Genomic DNA, 18,785 nt, shown 5'->3' on the forward strand with positions numbered 1-18,785 from the left:
TTTATCGTCGTGCCGGCAGAAAGCTTTAACGTTTTTTGAAACTTTTTTGCTGCGGGGCTTGACCGCTCTCGCGAGACTCCGAACATCACCACGGAGCCATGCCTAAGGGCATGCGGGTTATCGGTTCGGGCTCGCGAAACTTTAACGGTTCAGTCAGGCAGCCAGGCCTTGCGCCAGGCCAGCAGGTTGTCGCCTTCGAGCATCCACTCGCTGCGCACACGCGCCTGCAATGCGTCGCCCATGGCGGCGGTGGCGTCGAGGTCCTGCAGGTGCGCGCGGATCGCGTTGAGCCAATCCTTGTACCTGTTCTTCACCAGCGTCACAGGCAGGTCGCATCGATAAGGTTCGATATCGGTACACACGACCGGAAAGCCACAGGCACCGTATTCGAGGAGACGCAGATTGCTCTTGCAGCGATTGAACAGGTTGTCCTCCAACGGCGCCAGGGCCAGATCGAGGTTCAGCGAGGCCAGCTTGGCCGGATAAAGATCGATCTGTACGCCAGCGTGAAACTCGTGCACGTAAGGCAGTAGCCGATCCGGGCACATGCCGAAGAACACCCACTCCACCTCATCGGCGAGGTCCTTGACCACATCGATGATCAGCTCCAAATCGCCGGTATGGCCGGAGCCGCCGGCCCAACCAACCCGAGGCTTGCGCCCCTGACGACGCTTACTGCTCAGTCCACCCCACCATTCCAGCGGAAGACGGTTCTGTATTACGCGAATATCGGGATGCAGCCCCGACAGTGCTTCTGCCAGCGGCTCGGTGGACACCACGAAGCGGTCGACGAATCCTAGGCTCTTGCGAAGGGATTTCATCACATCCTTGGAAAAGGCGCCTCGATGTGCACTTTTCAAGGGCAGATTCGGTAGGTAGTCGTCCAGCTCATAGACCTTGTAGGTATTGGTAAGAGTCTTGACCCGGTGAATCCACTCATGAAAAGAGTCGGACAGCTGCCGCTGCACGATGATGGAGTCCGGCGCGTAACGGGCTAGGTCTGGGATCCCAAGCATGATCCCGGAAAGCTTGCCATCGACCAGGCCACTTTCCAGCATCGCGTTGAATGGCTTGACGATGCGGTAGTTTCCGCAGCCGGTCTGATCGGCCATGTGTCCGATTACGACAGGTAATGGGCGCCAGCTCAGTGGACGCCAGGTCAGGTCGACATCCGATTCCATCTCGAAGCCATTGCCGTTCAGTGAAAGGTTGGGGTTGTAGGCCGGATCGCGGGCTATCAGTGGCAACCACTTGGCATACATCGCATCCTGCTCGGCGGCGAAGCGCTTGAGCTTGGCCTCATGCGCGGTCTTGTCCACCACGTTCTGGCTGACGCTCCCCTCATGCACAAGCCTCGCGTGCGGCGTCCAGACCGTCAGATAGCCGGCCTCGCGGACCTTCAGGCAAAGATCGACATCGTTGTAAGACACCTTGAAGGCCTCTTCATCGAGCCCACCGACTTCGTGGTAGACGGATTTACGGATAAGCATGCAAGCCGCCGTCACTGCGGTGTAGTTCTGGTCCACCTGAAGGCGCTGCATATAGCCGGAATCGTCGCCCGGCAAGCCGCAGAAGGGATGCTCGGACGGCCCCCGCAGACCGAGCACCACGCCGGCATGCTGAATACGGCCGTCCGGATAGAACAGCTTCGCACCAACTATGCCCACCTCCGGACGCTGACCGTGGTTAAGCATATTTTCCAACCAGTCTTCCTGAATGATGGCGGTATCGTTGTTGAGCAGCACCAGATACTCGCCACGCGCCTCGCCCGCCGCCATGTTGTTGATCGCTGAATAGTTGAACGGATACGGATAGTGCAGTACGCGCACCTTGCTCGCATCCATCCGCGCGACGCCGTCCAGCCAAGCCAAAGCCTCCGGCGTCTCGCTGTTGTTGTCGACGATCAGCAATTCGTAGTTCGGATAGCGGGTCTTCTCGAGCAGGCTGGTGACGCAACGCAGCAGCATCGGCAACTGGTCCTTGGTCGGCACGATAATGGAGACCAAAGGCTGTTCGACATGGCCGTAGTGCAACCGGTAACGTCCCGGCAGGTGCTCCAGCACCCGGGCATGACGGTAACTCCGCCGCTGTAGATGGCGTTCGATGACCCGCACTTCGTCGGCGACGTCTTCGAGGCTGGGCGCTGTGGCGATCAGCAGCGGCTCATCCAGGTGACCAATGCCAGCGGTGCCGTATTGCTCGATCAGCCGAGTGATCAGCTCCAGCTCCAGGGCGGCTGGATAGCTATCGTCGAAACCGCCCAGCCCCAGCAGCGTTTCGCGGCCGAACAGCCAATGGCGCGCCGTCGCACTGGGCAGGCTGAGCAACAGATCGAGGTTAAAGGAGGGCCGGAATACCGCCCCCAGATCACCGCTGGCATCGTTCAGCAACTCGTCGGCATAGACCGCCTGCAGCCCCTGGGCGGCGGCAAGTTCCACGCGTGCGCAAAGCAGCCCTCCGGCCGTGAAAGTGGTTCCGGCATCGATCAGCATCAGCCAGTCGAACCCTCCCCCCACAACCACCTGATTCACGCTGGCGGCCAGTTCATCCGGAGTGATGAGCATGCGCCGATAGCCGAGGCTTTCTCCCGCGGACGCCTTCGCCGTACTCAACACCCAGGGAAGAATGGTGCCCGGCGCATCCGCCTGCGACAGACTTGCCAGCGTCGCGGCCACCCTGGATTCATCGCCCTGCAGATCGATGATGACGACGGCAAGCAGCGGATCGCCAATGGCGCGCAGATGGTCCTCGATCATGCGACTCTGAACCGGTGTCGGGACGCGTGCCTCGACCCAGCCCCGAACGGTGAACGGCAGCTCGTCGCTCGACGCATCCACTGCCGTACCGGCGTTCCCGAACCAGGTGAAGTGGCTCCTGTCCTGTGGTGGTGCAGCGTGTTCGAAGCCCCGGTCCAGGCAGATTTCCAAATCCGCCTTACTGCCCATGCAGGCCTGTGCATCCAGGCGGCTCGCCTCGAGAACCAACTGATATGCCTGGGCGCATGCCAGCGCCGGCTTGCCGAAGTAGTGCCGGTCCACCTGTTTGAGCAACTCGGCCAGCTCCAAGAGCGCGCCCACTCGGTCCGCTGGCGAGGTCAGGGGCCGATCCAGCAAGGCCGACAAGGACGACTCGCGAACCAACTGAACGATCACCGAGACCGTTTCGCAGCGTGCAGCGAAGTTCGGCCCCTGACTCCCGAAGATGCTCAGGTTGGCACCGTGGACCCGATACTCCACCAGGGGCTCAGCAAGCTTGCCGATATCACCACGCTGCAGTAGCCGCACCCACAGCTCATAGTCCTGGACGTAACGCAGCAGCGGCGAGTAACCGCCCAGCGCCATCAGATCGGCGCGCCGCACCATTGCCGATGGCGCATTGAGGAAGTTACCGGTGAGCAATTGCCGATGCAGGTGGGTGATCGGCTGGTTGAACAGTTGCTCGGCATCCGCTGAGCCCCCTATCCGCTGGCCATTGGCATCGATCGCCGTGATATCGGTAAACACCGCGACGTGTTCGCTGTTCTCGGTAAGAAACTCCACCTGGCGCAGGATTCGCTCCGGCAGCATGCGATCGTCGGAGCCGAGAAAAGCAACATACTCTCCCTTGAGCGTGACGAAGGCTCGGTTCGACGCTCTCGACGGCCCTTCGTTCTCTTCCAAGAAAATGGCCCTGACCCGCTCTGGCAACCGCGCGGCGTAGTCACGTACCACGCTTACCGTGCGGTCAGTGGAGGCATCATCGATTACGACGATCTCGATGTTCGGATAGCTCTGCGCCAACACCGAGTCGATAGCTTCGGCAATGTACGCCTCGTGGTTGTAGGCACTGATGCATACGCTGACCAGAGGGGGGGGCAGCTCCAGCTCTTTCGACCGACGGATTCGGCCAAGCCCTTCGCGCAACCTTCCTAGAACAGGAAAACGTTCGGCGGATGGCGCCGGAAGTGAACAGCTGGAAAACCGCTCAAGGGCGAGACGGCGTGCAGGCGCATCGGCGTCGATCCAGCGCAGCAGTGCCTGCACCGATATCTCCACATCGCGGTGGAATATCACCGGATGGGTTCCCGGCAACGATTCGACCGGGAAATACACCAGACGTACATTCGCCGCTGCCGACAAGGAGTGAAAGAAGTGATACCAGATTTGCGGACTGTCCTGAATCAGGATCACCAGGGTCGAGCCGGCGGGCATCCACAGCACGTTCGCGGCGGCCGCTCCTGAACCGAGAACCACCAGGCCCGCGGTAGCCAGATGGCGGACCTGCTCGGCGAGGCTGTGCATTTCCGGCTGCAGACAATGGAAGCCCACCCCTTGCAGGCTTGCCATCAATGCCTCCTGATTGACGATCGTGCGGCCATTGCCGCCCGCCTTCCGAACCAGATAAAGCCTGCTCAGCGCGCTGCAGGAGGCGCCACAGGAGCGCCTGATTCGCTCCGCCATACTGGCAATCGCTTGCGGACTGATGCGGTACTCGTTGCCGGAATACTCATAACCGGAACGCGGCTCCCAGATCTCCGCAGTGTCAGAGAAGTGGTACAAGTGTCGCACGTCGCAGCTCTGTCCCCGAGCAACGCATAGAGTCCTTCCCGGCGGCCAGAACAACGCCAGCGATTCCATGATCGATGCAGGCAGGCCCTGCTCCACCAGCAGCACAGTCCGTTCCGGCAAGGCGGCCAGATCAATCCAATGGAAGCGCGCCAGCTTTTCACTAAGCCAGTGCGCGTAGTTTCCGTTTTCCCAGCCAAAGAAACAGATTGCATGATCGACCTGCAATGGCTCGCCATTGCCACAGAAAACCTGGCATTGGCCTGCTTCACCCAGGTCGAGTCCGTACTTCACGTACCAGTCGCGATCGAGCCGTTCGAGATTATCGAACACCACGTCGCAGACATACTCGCCGTTATCTAGATCAGAAATACCGGACATTCCGGAAACGACGCGCACATTGCCGAAATCGGCTCGCCACTGCGGGTAGGTCTGTTGAGCCGCGCTACGCACATTGGGCGATACATCGAAATCGACCATTTCCAGCCTAGGCACATTCCACGGTTCCGCGACAGCCAACTCGAGCAGGCCTTGGGCACCGGAGGCGTTACAAGCCGAAATCAGCTTCGCACCGACGAACGTCCCCTGCAGGTGACTCCACGGAGAAGGTGCAGGCATTTATGAAACTCCAAATCTATGTGGTGCAACCCTGATCTCAGACGCGCGCTGGTTTATCCGGCGAAAGTCCCTGCTGGGCAATTCGAAACTCGTCATAGTTCCGGTAATAGTCATCTTCGCTGAAATGCTCGGAAGCCAGTACCATGCAAACGGAACCACTTGAAAAGTTGTCGATTTCGCGCCAGATCATCGGCGGGATATAGAGCCCGTAGTACGAGCGATTCATGTGGTACTTGAACTTGGTGCGACCATCATCCAGAAGAATATCGAAGCTACCCGACATGGCGATGAGCAACTGGTGCAGGCCTTTGTGGGCATGTCCGCCGCGATGCGACCCTCCCGGTACGTCATAGAGGTAGTAGACACGCCTGATATCGAAAGGCACATGCTGGCCACCCTCGATGAACGTAAGGCTGCCGCGGGGATCTTCCACCTTGGGAAGATCTATGATCCTGCAATGTTGTAGGGACACTTCATCGTTCCATCAGATATGGCAACGCGTTCAACCGGGAAACGCGTTGCAGGCGGCAATGATCGTATCAATCTGTGCCCCGGATAGCCCGGGATAGATCGGCAGGCTCAGCACGCTGTCGCTCAGGCCCTCGGTCAGCGGCAATTCAACGCGAGCCAGGTCGGCATAGGCGGGTTGCAGATGAATGGGTAGGGGATAGTGGATCAACGTCTCTACGCCCTGCTCGGCCAGATACTGTTGCAGGCGTTGCCGCTGCTTACAGCGCACAACGAAAAGATGCCAGGCGTGTACTTCACTGTCGTCTTGCGGCAGATACGGCAAAGTCAGCGCTGGATTGACGATACCAGCGCAATAGCGACGGGCAATTTCATCGCGCGCGAGGTTGTCGGCGTCCAGCGACCGCAACTTGATTCGGAGAAACGCCGCTTGCAGCTCGTCCAGGCGCGAGTTGACCCCCAACTGATCATGCCGGTACTTGATCTGCGAGCCGTAGTTACGCAGCGAACGCAAACAGTTGGCCAGCGCCTCGTCATCCGTGGTGATAACCCCGGCATCGCCCAGCGCGCCTAATGGCTTTCCGGGAAACAGACTGAATGCGCCAGCCAAACCCCAACTTCCTGCCCGCTTTCCTTCGACGGAGGCGCCATGAGCCTGAGCCGCGTCCTCGACGAGCACCAGTCCGCGGCGATCGGCCAGCTCACGCAGGCTTCGCATATCGGCCAGACGTCCGTACAGATGAACGGCCAGAATTACCTGGGTCCGCTCGCCGATCGCAGCCTCCACAGCCGCCGGATCGAGATTGAAACGAGACGGTTCCGGCTCAACTAGCTTGAGGCCGAGTCCATTACCGGTCACGGCCAATGCCGTGGCGATGAAGGTATTGCCAGGTACGATCACCTCGTCACCCGGCGAAAGTCGCCCCAGCTCCAGCATCGCCCGCAAGATCAGGGCGAGTGCATCAAGACCGTTACCCACGCCGATTGCGTATCGGGTACCGCAATAGGCAGCGAACTCCTGCTCGAAAGCCCTGACCTCTTCGCCGTTGATGAACCATCCACGCTCAAGCGTACGTCCGAGTGCCTCTTGGAATTCGCGCATGAAGCGCAGATTCAGGTTACACAGATCCAGAAACGGAATCACAGCCGGCCCCTCACCTCTATTTTCACCCAGTTCATGAGCCGTTGCGGCGCTCACTCAACGATACAATAGGCGGAATAGGGCTGATACTGACTCTTTCTGAGCGCGAGGTTCCTAATCCCAAGCACCTCTTCCAACGCCTGGGTTTCGCCGGGAAAGGCTGGACAATCCAGTTCATCGAAAACGAGAACAGCGCCTTTCGGCATGCGGCGCAATACCAGATTGAGCATGTCCCGCGTTGGCTCATATACATCCATGTCAAAGTGAACATGCGATATGAGCGCTTCTGGATTATCTTTTAGCCATTTGGGAAAGGTCTCACGAACATCTCCTTCGATGATCGAGAAATTGTCCTTCGCACCGATGGGGCTACGCGCGGCATGAGTTTCCAGGATACGTTCGAGGTTCTCACGCCACTCGGGAGATACCGCATAGTCACCCAGGCGTGACTCTCCGTCCTTGGCATCGACGGAGACAAATCCATCGGCAAAGGTGGAAAACGAAACGATCTTCCTGCCTGCATTCCAAGGCTCCCTGATCATCTTCAACATCAACAGCACATTCAGGCTTGCCCCCCACTGGCTGCCGAACTCAAGAACTCTTCCCGGAACCTCGAGTGCCTTTTGATAGACAAGATCCAGCCAAAAGATACGAGCGATCGAGGCCGCCGTCAGGAACACCGGCAAGTGCGTGTCCCACTTCTGCCCCAAACCAGGAAGACTTTGCGCAAGCAGCTGGTTGAGAAAATCGCCGCTCGCCAACTCATCCTCACGACGAGCGGTGAACTCTTTATCACTGCGGCGGTAAGACATAGCGCACTCCTAGGAAAATGATCATATTTAAAGAAATCGATCCAGCGCCACCAGATCGTCCGCGATCTGGCAACGCCCATGTTGAGCAAGAAAATCAGCGGCGCGCAGGCCGGAACTCACCAGGAGTGGGCAAACGCCTGCCTGGATGGCGTCATCGTAATCACGCTCCGTATCGCCGATATAAATATCCGGTCGAAGATCGGAGAGCGCTGCTATTTTTGCTCCCAGTTTCAGGGGATTCACGAATATGACACTGTCGAAGATATTCAAACTCAGAGCATGTAACTGCTGCATGGCGTTACACCGATTTCTGCGCGCGGAAACAAGATGCAGCGTATTTCCGGTCTCGCGCCAGCGCGTCAATACCTCCGCAACTCCGGGAAGCAACCGGTCGAATGACAACCAGGGAAAGTCTTCTATCGAATGCTCCCACCCAGAACAGATGGAACGGGAAGCGGTTGCGGAAACGCCGAAGTTGCTTAATGCCGCCCTGTTGCTGAGGCCATTACGCTTTAAGTTCCAGAAAGAATCGGCATCTATGTCCACTGCGCATGCCTTGGCCCGGACCTGCAGCAGTGTCATCTGTCGCTGACGGCATTCCAGAAGAGTGCCGTCCAGGTCCAAACCAATCCTCACGACGACCCACTCATCAAATACTCGGTGTATTGCCGGGTAACGATACATTCGGCATGCAGAGGCGACAGATAGCGCAGCGGATCATCGCCCATCAGTTGAGCCAGATGGGCGGAAAAGAAATCCATACCATTGGCGGCGCTCATCGCTGTTCCCGCACCCAAGCGGGGGTTTATATCAATAAGGTAGTGCCTGCCCTCATGACAGCGGGTTTGAAAACAGAATGGATGTGAAAGAGAAAAGTACTCAACCAAATGCTGCGCGAAAGCCGACAGTGGCGGCTCGTCCAAGATTCGGGCTTTCGTGCATACACCGGATTTCACTTCGAGACGCTGCCGCACCGATGTAAAAACCTCTCCCCTTGCCGGAAAGCAATCCACGGTGTACTCCGGGCCCTCAACGTACTCGTAGAAGTGCCACTTCTCATCGAAGTCACCACTTTCAAACGCCTCAAAAGAAAGGATTTGAGTTGCGCGGCCACCGAAACCGCCATCTTTCTTCGCGATGAAACGACTCAAGCCTGGAAGCGCTGTCACTTCCAGCTTCTTAGGCACACTCATGGGGACATCGCCGATTAGCTCTGCGTAGCGGCTCTTTGCGATAGCCGCCCTGCAGAATGCCAGACCGTTGCTGGCCACCCGGACTGTCAGTCGGTTCGCCGCCTCTGCTGCAAGTACCACCTCGCCATCGATAAGCGGAATATAGCTATCGATGGCATTAGATCGAATCTGATTCTCGACAGAATCCAGAAATCCGTTCTCATCGAAGCGCGGCAAGACAATATGCTCATCTGCAAATACCGAGGCTGTTACCTGCTCGGCAACGTTTATATCGCCCGTGAACAGAACGATGTTTGGAAACCATTTGGCCTTGGCCAAGGCATAGGAATAGGCAGTCCCCGTTCCGGCCGCCGTCAGCAGCAACTTATGCGTCTCGGAAGACATTTGCATCTTCTTTGCGATGGTCCCGTTCATCTAGCACCCTCCACCCAGCACTTCCGCTTTGACATGCTCGACAATACGCTGCCCAGTGAGGCTCCCCGAGAACCGCCTTGCCCTCATGGCAGACGAAATCAAGAGCGTATTCGCCTACTGACCGCCAACAAAATGTCGCTGATTGAGAATAAGCAAAAAATCGGCCAGCGACATAACAGACGTGCACACCGGCCCGTCGAACTACCAAGGACGGGCAGACCGATGCGGAACGGGAAGCAAGGGGATGCCAAGGACTGCTAGCGGCGATGCCGGACAAGCCTCAGCCGATGATCGGAGAGTGGAGCAGCCAGCGAAGCCCTACATCTTGTCGAACAGGCTCAGCTGGCTGATCTTGATGAACGAGGCCTGGGCCGCTTCGAGCATGGTTTGCTGCAGGACCAGTTGGGTGGTCGCGGCGGCCATGTCGGTGTCGCGGATGTCCGACTGGGTGGATTTGTTGGTGATGGAGAGGGTTTCGTTCTCGGTGCTCAGCACATCGATGGTGTTCAGTCGTGCGCCGATCGAGGCCTGTGTGGCGAGGACCTGGTTGGAACCCTTGTCGAGGTTGGTGATCGCCGAGGCGACCGCGTCGCGCAGGGCGAGCTGCGCCGCGGTGTCGCCCGAGGTCGGCGTCTTCAGGGCAGCGGTCAGGTTGGAGATGGTTTCCAGGATGCCCTGGGTTTCCTGCGACTTGGGCTGCAGGGTGAACTGGTCGCCGTTGGCCGGCACGGCGCTGATGGTCATGTCCACGCCGCCGGCACTGATGGTCTGCGGGAAGACCGCGCCAAGGGTGCCGGTGGAAATTGCCGCATCGCCCGCCTTCATCGGCTGAGCGTACACCGAGTAGGCGGTCGCGCTGCTGAACTGGACGATCACACCGTTGGCCGGGAACTGCGTGGTGTAGGCGTTCTGGTTGGCGACGCTGGCGGTCATCTGCGCACTGGAGGTGTTGGTCGCGCTGCGGGTCACGGCGAACTCGTCGGGCGCCATGCCGAAGTCGAAGCTGTAGCCGGTAAGCAGGTTGTCCAGCGAACTGTCGGCGGAGTTGTCGTTCTCCTTGAGGGCGACGTCCAGTTCCAGGCTGACGCCGCGGAAGGTCACTGTGTTGCCGTCGATCGCGGTCGGATCGAAGCTGCCGTTGGTGGCGGAAGCCTCGGACGTGACATCCACGCCGGCGCTGTCGGTGATCCTGAACTGCGTGCTGCTGACCAGCTCCAGGGTGTACGGCGAGCCCGCGCGGAAGCTGTCGTTGTACTTGCTGTCGTTCTGCACCAGCCCCTGGGAAAGGAACACGCGCTGATCGCCCGCGGCGACGGGGCCGGTCACGGCCACGCCGGTGTCCGGATCGGTGTAGTCGCGGGTGGGCGCATCCGAATAGGTCCGACTGGCGTTGGTGACGTTCTCGAACACGCTCCAGCCGCTGTCGTTGATCGACATCCGCGTCGAACTGGCCACCTGCAGGCCCAGCGCGCCCTGGTCTCCCTGGTAGGTATAGGTGCCGTCGGGGTTCTGGATGTAGGGCTGGGTGCCGCTGTTGGAACCGCTGAACAGGTACTGCCCGCTGGAGTCCTTGCTGTTCATCAGGTTCATCAGCTGGGTCTGGATCTGTTCCAGTTCGCTGGAGATCGAGGTGCGGTCGTTGTCCGACAGCGAGCCGTTACCGGCGCGCACCGCCAGTTCGCGGGCGCGCTGTAGCACGTTGGTCACGGAGGTCAGGACGCCCTCCTCCTGGGTCAGGCTGTTGGTCGCCGTGGTCAGGTTGGTGCTGTACTGGCCGAGTTCGGAACTTTGCTGCTCGAGCTGCAACAGGCGCGCGGCGCCCACCGGGTCGTCCGCCGGGGTCTGGATGCGCACGCCGCTGGACAGCTGCTGCTGGGTCTTGACGATCTCCGAGTACCCTTTCTGGTAACCGGAGACGTTGGAGGTGAACACCTGCGAGGTGGAAAGACGCATTTCTCAGCCTCCGCTTAAAAGCTGTTGATCAAGGTGTCGAAGGTACTGCGCGCGATCTGGATGATCTGGGACGACGCGTTGTAGTACTGCTCGAACTTGATGAGGTTGGCGGCCTCCTCGTCGAGGTTGACCCCCGAGTAGGAATCCCAGCTGCTCTTCGCCTGGGTCAGGATCGCCGAGGTCGCGCTGGCATCCAGCTTGGCCTGGTTGGTCTTGGCGCCGACCTGCTCAATCAGTGAGCTGTAGGCGGCGACGAAACTCTTGCCCGAGCTGCTGCCGCTGGAGCCGATGGTGGCCTTGGTCTGCAGGTCCAGCAGGCTCTGCGCGTTGCGGTTGTCGGCGGTGCCATTGGCGTTGAACGAGAAGGTGAAGCTGTCGCCGGCACCCGGCTTGCCGCTGATGGACGTCTCGAAGCTGAACGCCGAGGGCACGCTGGGCGGGTTGGCCGCCACGTTGACCGTCACGGTGTTGTTGTTGCCCGGCACGATGGTGCCGGTGCCGATGTTGTTGCCGGCCGAATCGTAGAGGTTGTAACCCTGGGTTCCGGCGCCGGCGGCGTCGAACACCATCTTCACCGGCATGCCGCTCTTCAGGCTCGCCTGCATGTTGGCCTGGGCGACGGGGTCGGTGATGTCGATCTTGGTGGTCAGCGTGGGCTGGGTAATTGCCCCGGAACCGTAGTTGCCGGTGGTGATAACGCCGGCCAGCGGCGCGGCGAACGCCAGTTGCCCGGCATCGGTCATCGAGGTGCTGATGGAACCGGCCGCGGTACGCGTGGGGATGATGGTGAAGGTGTCGCCCGCCGCAGCGTTGCCGCCGGTGAGCTGCAGGGAAAATCCATCGACCACCGGCGCGGGATTCGTCGCGGTGTCGAAGGTGCCGTTCCCGGACGGGAACTTGGCACCGTCGGAGGAGCGGGTCACCGTGTAGTGCGTGCTGTCGGTGAAGGTGACTTCGTAGTCGCTGGTGGTCAGCGCGCCGGAGTCCTTGATGGTGACGTTGAAGTTAGACGTGGCGCTGCTGTTGCCCTCCTGCGCGAGGCTGCGCTGGGCGATCAGCGTGGCGCTGTTGATGTCGCCGAACAGCGGAGCGCCGAACTCACCCTTCAGGTCCAGGCCCTGGCCGAGCTGGCTGTTGACCGCATCGGAAACGACCAGCGCCATGCGCCCGAGCTCGTTCATCGTCGAGTCGAGCACGTCGGTGCGGTAGCGCAGCAGGCCGCCGATCTCGCCGCCGGTCACCGCGGAGGTGACGTCACGGGTAGCCGAACCCTGGGTCAGGGTCAGCGCGTAGCGCGTCGGGTCGTCCTGGCTCGGCGTGGCGTTCAGCGTCGAGGCGCTGTTGCCGACGACCAGCGGCTGGCCGGAACCGATGTACAGGTTGTAGTTGCCATCCTGGTTAACCACCGACACGCCGATCAGCTCGTTGAGCTGGCGAACGGTCTCGTCGCGTGCATCGAGCAGGTCGTTGGGCGTGGCACCGGTGGACGCGGCCTGGGTGATCGCCAGGTTGTACTGGGCGACGTTGGAGGCCAGCTTGTTGACCTGGTTGGTCATGCTGCCGAGCTGCTCGTTGATGTAGCCGTTCTGGTCGGCGAGCTGGTCGTAGATCGCGTTGAAACGGCTGGACAGCGCGTTGCTCTGGGTCAGCAGCAGTTGCCGCGAGGCGGCATCGGTCGGGCTCGCGGCAGCGGTCTGCAGCGAGGTGAAGAAGCTCTGCAGCACGGTGCTGATGCCCGTGGTGCTGTCGGCCAGCAGCGAGTTCACCTGCTGGATCTGGGTGTAGTACGACTGCGAGTCGCTGCTCAGCGAGGTGCTGGTGTTCACCTGGGTGCCCAGGTAGCTGCTGTACATGCGTCGAACATCGGTCAGCGTGGTGCCGCTGCCGATGTAGACGTTGCCGCTGCGCTGCGACGGCGCCGCCACCTGCTCGGTGGTCTTGCGCGTGTAGCCGGCGGTGTCGGCGTTGGTGATGTTGTTACCGGTGACGTTGAGCGCCGCCTGGCTGGCAGACAGTCCGGAAAGACCGATGGAAAGTAGGTTCGACATGGCTCAGGCCTTATATACGAGTGGTGCCGGAGCCGACCGAGGCCAGCGTCTGGATCGAGTGATAGGTATCCATGCTGCGTGCGATCTGGTTCACCTTGCGGGCGTAACGCGGATCGGTGGCGTAGCCGGCTTCCTGCAGTTCGGTCATGAATTTCTCGGAGTTGCCGTTGGTCTTCAGGGCATCGCCGTAACGCTCGTTGGTCTGCAGGAAGTCCACGTAGTCGTGGAAGCTGTCCGCGTAGGAGTCGTAGGTGCGGAACTTGGCGACTTCCTTCACTTCCTTGCCGCCGACGTACTCGTTGGTCACCGCGTTCACCGAACCGCCCTTCCAGCCGTGCGACTTGATGCCGAACAGGTTGTTGGCGTTGCTGCCGTCGGCCTGGCGAATCATGTGCTTGCCCCAGCCGGTTTCCAGCGCGGCCTGGGCGACCAGGTAACGCGGGTCGACGCCGATGCGCTTGGCGGCGGCTTCGGCCATCGGCAGCATGGTCTGGATGAAGTCTTCCTTGCTGCTGAAACGGGTCTTCTCGCTGGTGGCGGCGACTGCGTCGGCCTTGCTGATCGACGCCGGCGCGGCGCTCTTGTCGAGGCCGGGGATGCGGTTCTGGAAGGGATTGGCGGCCTGGGTCTGCGCGCTCTGCTGAACCTGCTTCCAGTCGCTGCCGATCTGCTCGGCGATGCTGGCGACCGCAGCGGTCTTCTCGGCGCTGTCCGGGACGATGCCGGCGGCGATGCGCTGGGAAATCGACGCGGGCAGCGACAGGCGACGCTGGTTGATCAGCTTGGAGTCGTCGCGGGTCGGATCAACGGCGGCGAGCTTCTTCGAGGACGACGGCCACACCGCGCCGTTGGGCTGGGTCTTGCCCTTGTCGGCGGTCGCGGTCACCGCGGCGGCATCGCCGGACTGGGCGAACGGATTCTTCCGCCCGGCGCCGCTGGTGGTGTGGCTGAGCTGGCGCTCGAGCACGCCCGCCAGGCCGATGCCGCCCTCCTTGGACAGGTTCATCGCCAGCTGCTGGTCGTGCATGTCCTGGTACTGCTTGCTGGTCTGGCTGGAGAACGGGCTGTCCTTGTCGGCCAGCACTTCGTTCGCCGAACGCATGGACTTCATCATCTGGCTGAGGAACAGCGACTCGAACTCCTGGGCGACTTTCTTGACGTTCTCCGCGCTGTCCCGGTTCTTGCCTTTCATGGCGGCGAGACGGTTCAGATCAGTGACCGAGCCCGAGTCGGTGTTGCTGCTGTAGTTCCCGCCCAGGCGTGAGTCCATCGCTGTAATCCCCGCTTAGATGACGATCAGATCGGCCTGCAAGGCGCCGGCCTGTTTCAGAGCTTCGAGGATGGCCATCAAATCGCCCGGTGCCGCGCCGACCTGGTTAACCGCACGGACGATCTCGTCCAGCGTGGTACCCGGGCCGAACTTGAACATCGGCTTGGCTTCCTGTTCCGCCTTGATCTTCGAATTCGGTACCACCACCGTTTCGCCGCCCGCCAGCGCGTTGGGTTGGCTGACGATCGGGTCTTCGCTGATGGTTACGGTCAGGCTGCCATGGGTCACCGCTGCGGGTGAAACCTTGACGTTCTGGCCGATGACAATGGTGCCGGTACGCGAGTTGATGATGACCTTGGCAACCGCCTGACCCGGATCGATGTCGAGGTTCTCGAGAATCGAGATGTAGTCGACGCGCTGGTTCGGATCCAACGGAGCATTGACGCGTACAGAGCCTCCATCAATGGCTGATGCAACGTCCGGGCCAAGCAGCTCGTTGATCTTGTCGACGATGTGCTTCGCGGTGGTGAAGTCCGAACGGTTGAGGTTCAGCGTCAGGCTGTTGCCCTGGTCGAAGCCGCTCGGCACCGGGCGCTCGACGGTCGCGCCACCGGGGATGCGTCCGGCCGACGGAACGTTGACGGTAATCTTCGAGCCGTCGCGGCCCTCGGCGTCGAAGCCGCCGACCACCAGGTTGCCCTGGGCCACCGCGTAGACGTTGCCGTCGATCCCCTTCAGCGGCGTCATCAGCAGGCTGCCGCCGCGCAGGCTCTTCGAGTTGCCGATCGAGGAGATCGTCACATCGATGGTCTGGCCCGGCTTGGCGAACGCCGGCAGGTCGGCATGGATCGAGACGGCGGCAACGTTTTTCAGCTGCACGTTGCCGCCAGGCGGCACTTTTATGCCGAACTGCGCGAGCATGTTGTTGAAGGTCTGGATGGTGAACGGGGTCTGCGTGGTCTGGTCGCCCGTACCACTGAGGCCGACCACCAGGCCGTAACCGATCAGCTGGTTGCTGCGCACACCCTGGATGCTGGCGATGTCCTTGAGCCGCTCGGCGTGAGCGACGGTTGCGGACAACAGCAGAGCGATCCCGACGAACATCGACTTGAACATGATCATGCGCCTCAGAAGGGCCACAGCGGACTGGTGAAGAACTGGCTCAGCCAGCCCGGCTGACTGGCATCGGCGAACGAGCCGGTGCCGGAATAGGTGATGCGGGCGTCGGCCACGCGGGTCGACACGACGGTGTTGTCGGTGGCGATGTCATCGGCGCGAACCAGGCCGGAAATGCGCATCAGCTCGTTGCCGGTGTTCAGCGTCAGCCATTTCTCGCCGCGGACGGCGAGCACGCCATTGGGCAGCACTTCGGCGATGGTCACCGTCAGCGAACCGGTCAGGCTGTTGCCCTGCGCGGCCTTGGAGTCGCCCTTGTTATCGCGGCTGCCGGAGAACTGGGCGCTGAGGTCCATGCTGTTCTTGGTCAGCGGGTTGGTCCCGGACACCGCGCCGCCGAACAGCGAGGTCAGGCCGAGGTTGGCCGAGCTGTCCTTGGAGATGTCGGAGCTGGCGTTCTTGCTCGCCTGGGTACGTTCCTGCAGCGTGATGGTGATGATGTCGCCGACGCGGAAAGCCTTGCGGTCGCTGTACAGGTTCTGGTCGAAACCCGGCTGGTAGATCGAGCCATTGGTGGCGGCGGCCGGCATCGGCGTGCGCGGCATCACCGGCGCGTAATACGGATCGTTGGGCTTGGCGGCCGGGGCCACGCATCCTGCGAGAAAAAGCGCTCCGAGCACAGGGACGATAACGGTAAGGCGGTTCATGGAGCGCTACCTCGCGGGTATCACAGGTTCTGGGTGACGAAGCCGAGCATCTGATCGGCGGTGGAAATGACCTTGGAGTTCATCTCGTAGGCACGCTGGGTGGTGATCATGTTCACCAGCTCCTCGACCGTGCTGACGTTGGAGTTTTCCAGGGTGTTCTGCAGCACGGTGCCGAGGCCGTTTAGGCCCGGCGTACCGGTCTGCGGCGCGCCGCTGGAGGCGGTCTCCATGAACAGGTTGTTGCCGGTGGCCTGCAGGCCGGCCGGATTGATGAAGTTGGCGGTCTGGATGTTGCCGATCACGGTCGGCGTCGAGCTGCCGGATACGGTGACGGAAACGGTGCCGTCCTCACCAACGGTGAAGGTCTGGGTTTCCGGCGGAACGACGATCGCCGGCTCCAGCGGAAAGCCGTTGGCAGTCACCACCTGGCCATCGGAGTTCAGGTGGAAGGTGCCATCGCGGGTGTAGGAGACGGTGCCGTCGGGCATGGTCACCTGGAAGAAGCCATCGCCGTTGACCGCCATGTCGAGCGGCTGGTCGGTGGTCTGCAGGCTGCCTTCGGTGAAGTTCTTCTGCGTGCCGACGATGCGCACACCGGTACCCAGCTGCAGGCCGGACGGCAGCTGGTTGTCCTGGGTCGCCTGGGCGCCCGGCTGACGGCGAACCTGATAGAGCAGGTCCTGGAACTCGGCGCGATCACGCTTGAAGCCGGTGGTCGAGACGTTCGCCAGGTTGTTGGAAATGGTGGTTAGGTTCATGTCCTGGGCGGACAGACCGGTCTTCGCGACCCAAAGTGCAGAAAGCATGTGGCTTCTCCTCGCGTCGGTTTTTCGACGCCTCAATCACTTGTTCAGCTGAATTGCAAAACCTTGGCCAAGGCGGCCGAGTCGTCCTCGGCGGTTCGCATCATCTTGATGTGCAGTTCGAATTGGCGGGACAGCGCAAGGATCGAGGTCATCTCCTCGGCGGCGTTGACGTTGCTCGCCTCGACGAAGCCGGAGGCCACGCGCACGTTGGCATCCACGTCCGGCGCGGGCTGGCCGGCCTTCATGTGGATCAGGCCGTCGGTGCCCTTCTCCATCTGCTTCTGGTCCGGGTTGACCAGCTTGAGGCGGTCGACCTGGGCGATGACGTTGGCGCTTTGGCCTTGGGAGCGGATGCTGATGCTGCCGTCCTGGCCGATCTCGATCTTGGTCGCCGGCGGTACGGAAATCAGCCCACCGTTGCCCAGCACCGGAAAGCCACTGGCGGTACGCAGGATGCCGACGGCGTCGACCTCGAGGCTGCCGGTGCGCACGTAGGCCTCGCCACCGCTGGGCGCCTGCACGGCCATCCAGCCGTCGCCTTCGATGGCGACGTCGAGATCGCGGCCGGTCTCCTGCAGCGCTGCCGGGGTGAAGTCAGTGGCTGGACGTTCGCTCATGGCGTAGACCCGCGACGGCATGCTCTCGCCGAAGACCTGCATGGAGCGCGCTTGCTCCAGGTCCTTGCGGAAGCCGGATGTCGAGACGTTCGCCAGATTGTTGGCGTGCGCGCGCTGGGCCATCTCGTTCTGGCTGGCACCGGTCATGGCGACGTAGAGAAGTTTGTCCATGAATCACCTCGAAGCGACGGAGGAGCGCCGTCATTGAATCGTTCGAGAGTGATAAAGCAAGCGCTATGCCAAAAACGAAATTACGCTTTAGGAAACTGATTTTAAAAGAAAAAGCCTCGAACGAGGCTTTCTTGAAACGGACCAGGCGGCAGTTATCTGCCGCCTGGAACGGGGTCAGGTCATCTGGATGATGGTCTGGGAGATGGTGCTCTCGGTCTCGATGGTCTTGGCGTTCGCCTGGTAGTTGCGCTGGGCGACGATCAGGTTGACCAGCTCGGCGGTCAGGTCGACGTTCGAGTCCTCCAGCGAGCCGGAGGACAGCGTGCCCAGCGTTCCCGAACCCGGTACGCCGATCACCGGCTCGCCGGAGGCGAAGGACTCTGCCCAGTCGGTGTTGCCGACCGGCGTCAGGCCCTGCATGTTGGCGAACGTCGCCAGCACGGTCTGGCCGATCACCTTGGACTGCCCGTTGGTGTAGGTGGCGAACAGGCTGCCGTCGTCGGCGACTTCCAGGCCGGACAGCTGACCGGTGGTGTAACCGTCCTGGCTCACGCTGTTCACCGCGAAGTTGGTGTTGGTCTGGGTCGAACCGCGCATGTCCACGGTCAGGCCCGTGGCATTGGCCGTGGCGCCGTTGCTGCCCCAGGTAACCGGATTGGTGTTGCGGTTGGTGATGGTCGCAGGCACCCAGTCGGTCAGCGAAAGAACGCCGGCCGGGGACGTGGCGACACCGTCGAAGCCGGTTGCGCCAACCAGGTTCCCGGAGGCATTGAAGGTCAAGTTCGAAGCGTAGGGCGCAGTGCCCAGCGCTTCGGAGGCCGCGGCCACGGCCGAAGCGACGCTGGCAGCAGTGGCGCCGGTGGCGGCAGCGGCAGCGTTGGCGGCCGCGGTCACGCTGGCGTCGGTG

At 61.3% G+C, this 18,785-nt stretch carries 14 protein-coding genes; all 14 read right to left on the reverse strand.

Going from position 1 to position 18,785, the window contains the following annotated elements:
* Positions 1-149: 149 nt before the first annotated feature.
* On the reverse strand, positions 150-5,162 hold the full coding sequence (locus tag B2X67_RS04255; protein ID WP_286784715.1) for a glycosyltransferase: 5,013 nt from the start codon (positions 5,160-5,162) through the stop codon (positions 150-152).
* 37 nt (positions 5,163-5,199) lie between these two features.
* On the reverse strand, positions 5,200-5,634 hold the full coding sequence (locus tag B2X67_RS04260; protein WP_286784716.1) for a sugar 3,4-ketoisomerase: 435 nt from the start codon (positions 5,632-5,634) through the stop codon (positions 5,200-5,202).
* A gap of 30 nt (positions 5,635-5,664) precedes the next feature.
* Complete coding sequence (locus tag B2X67_RS04265) at positions 5,665-6,774, reverse strand: DegT/DnrJ/EryC1/StrS family aminotransferase (protein ID WP_286784717.1); 1,110 nt, start codon at positions 6,772-6,774, stop codon at positions 5,665-5,667.
* 50 nt (positions 6,775-6,824) lie between these two features.
* On the reverse strand, positions 6,825-7,583 hold the full coding sequence (locus B2X67_RS04270; RefSeq protein ID WP_286784718.1) for a class I SAM-dependent methyltransferase: 759 nt from the start codon (positions 7,581-7,583) through the stop codon (positions 6,825-6,827).
* A 27-nt stretch (positions 7,584-7,610) separates the two neighbouring features.
* On the reverse strand, positions 7,611-8,207 hold the full coding sequence (locus tag B2X67_RS04275) for an HAD family hydrolase (protein WP_286784719.1): 597 nt from the start codon (positions 8,205-8,207) through the stop codon (positions 7,611-7,613).
* An 8-nt stretch (positions 8,208-8,215) separates the two neighbouring features.
* Complete coding sequence (locus B2X67_RS04280) at positions 8,216-9,190, reverse strand: ATP-grasp domain-containing protein (protein WP_286784720.1); 975 nt, start codon at positions 9,188-9,190, stop codon at positions 8,216-8,218.
* Between the two features lie 318 nt (positions 9,191-9,508).
* Positions 9,509-11,143: a flagellar hook-associated protein 3 gene (locus B2X67_RS04285; protein ID WP_286784721.1), complete on the reverse strand. Its 1,635-nt coding sequence runs from the start codon at positions 11,141-11,143 to the stop codon at positions 9,509-9,511.
* Between the two features lie 14 nt (positions 11,144-11,157).
* A complete protein-coding gene (gene flgK / locus B2X67_RS04290; protein WP_286784722.1) occupies positions 11,158-13,191 on the reverse strand; it encodes a flagellar hook-associated protein FlgK in 2,034 nt (677 codons plus the stop codon).
* A gap of 10 nt (positions 13,192-13,201) precedes the next feature.
* Positions 13,202-14,461, reverse strand: coding sequence for a flagellar assembly peptidoglycan hydrolase FlgJ (gene flgJ / locus B2X67_RS04295; RefSeq protein WP_286784723.1), 1,260 nt, complete (start codon positions 14,459-14,461; stop codon positions 13,202-13,204).
* A gap of 15 nt (positions 14,462-14,476) precedes the next feature.
* The gene (locus B2X67_RS04300) at positions 14,477-15,583 is read right to left on the reverse strand and encodes a flagellar basal body P-ring protein FlgI (RefSeq protein WP_376747783.1); all 1,107 of its coding nucleotides are present in this window, start codon (positions 15,581-15,583) and stop codon (positions 14,477-14,479) included.
* Positions 15,584-15,588: 5 nt separating this feature from the next.
* Positions 15,589-16,284 carry a flagellar basal body L-ring protein FlgH gene (flgH, locus tag B2X67_RS04305; protein WP_286784724.1) on the reverse strand — a complete coding sequence of 232 codons (696 nt, stop codon included), beginning with the start codon at positions 16,282-16,284 and terminating at the stop codon, positions 15,589-15,591.
* Between the two features lie 20 nt (positions 16,285-16,304).
* On the reverse strand, positions 16,305-17,090 hold the full coding sequence (flgG, locus tag B2X67_RS04310; RefSeq protein WP_286784725.1) for a flagellar basal-body rod protein FlgG: 786 nt from the start codon (positions 17,088-17,090) through the stop codon (positions 16,305-16,307).
* Between the two features lie 44 nt (positions 17,091-17,134).
* Entirely contained in the window at positions 17,135-17,878 is a 744-nt protein-coding gene (flgF, locus tag B2X67_RS04315) for a flagellar basal-body rod protein FlgF (protein WP_090229644.1), read from the reverse strand.
* 174 nt (positions 17,879-18,052) lie between these two features.
* Positions 18,053-18,785: flagellar hook-basal body complex protein (locus B2X67_RS04320; RefSeq protein ID WP_286784726.1), on the reverse strand; the 733-nt coding region annotated here is incomplete at its 5' end.

This window comes from Pseudomonas sp. UBA3153, from assembly GCF_002364635.1.
In the GTDB taxonomy this organism is placed as follows: domain Bacteria; phylum Pseudomonadota; class Gammaproteobacteria; order Pseudomonadales; family Pseudomonadaceae; genus Pseudomonas_O; species Pseudomonas_O kuykendallii.

What these genes read in the sequence shown, in the direction of transcription:
- B2X67_RS04270 (WP_286784718.1), bottom strand. Translation starts at nt 7,583, where the DNA reads ATGTCTTACCGCCGCAGTGATAAAGAGTTCACCGCTCGTCGTGAGGAT.
- B2X67_RS04280 (WP_286784720.1), bottom strand. Translation starts at nt 9,190, where the DNA reads ATGAACGGGACCATCGCAAAGAAGATGCAAATGTCTTCCGAGACGCAT.
- B2X67_RS04285 (WP_286784721.1), bottom strand. Translation starts at nt 11,143, where the DNA reads ATGCGTCTTTCCACCTCGCAGGTGTTCACCTCCAACGTCTCCGGTTAC.
- flgH (WP_286784724.1), bottom strand. Translation starts at nt 16,284, where the DNA reads ATGAACCGCCTTACCGTTATCGTCCCTGTGCTCGGAGCGCTTTTTCTC.
- flgJ (WP_286784723.1), bottom strand. Translation starts at nt 14,461, where the DNA reads ATGGACTCACGCCTGGGCGGGAACTACAGCAGCAACACCGACTCGGGC.
- B2X67_RS04255 (WP_286784715.1), bottom strand. Translation starts at nt 5,162, where the DNA reads ATGCCTGCACCTTCTCCGTGGAGTCACCTGCAGGGGACGTTCGTCGGT.
- flgF (WP_090229644.1), bottom strand. Translation starts at nt 17,878, where the DNA reads ATGGACAAACTTCTCTACGTCGCCATGACCGGTGCCAGCCAGAACGAG.
- flgG (WP_286784725.1), bottom strand. Translation starts at nt 17,090, where the DNA reads ATGCTTTCTGCACTTTGGGTCGCGAAGACCGGTCTGTCCGCCCAGGAC.
- flgK (WP_286784722.1), bottom strand. Translation starts at nt 13,191, where the DNA reads ATGTCGAACCTACTTTCCATCGGTCTTTCCGGACTGTCTGCCAGCCAG.
- B2X67_RS04300 (WP_376747783.1), bottom strand. Translation starts at nt 15,583, where the DNA reads ATGATCATGTTCAAGTCGATGTTCGTCGGGATCGCTCTGCTGTTGTCC.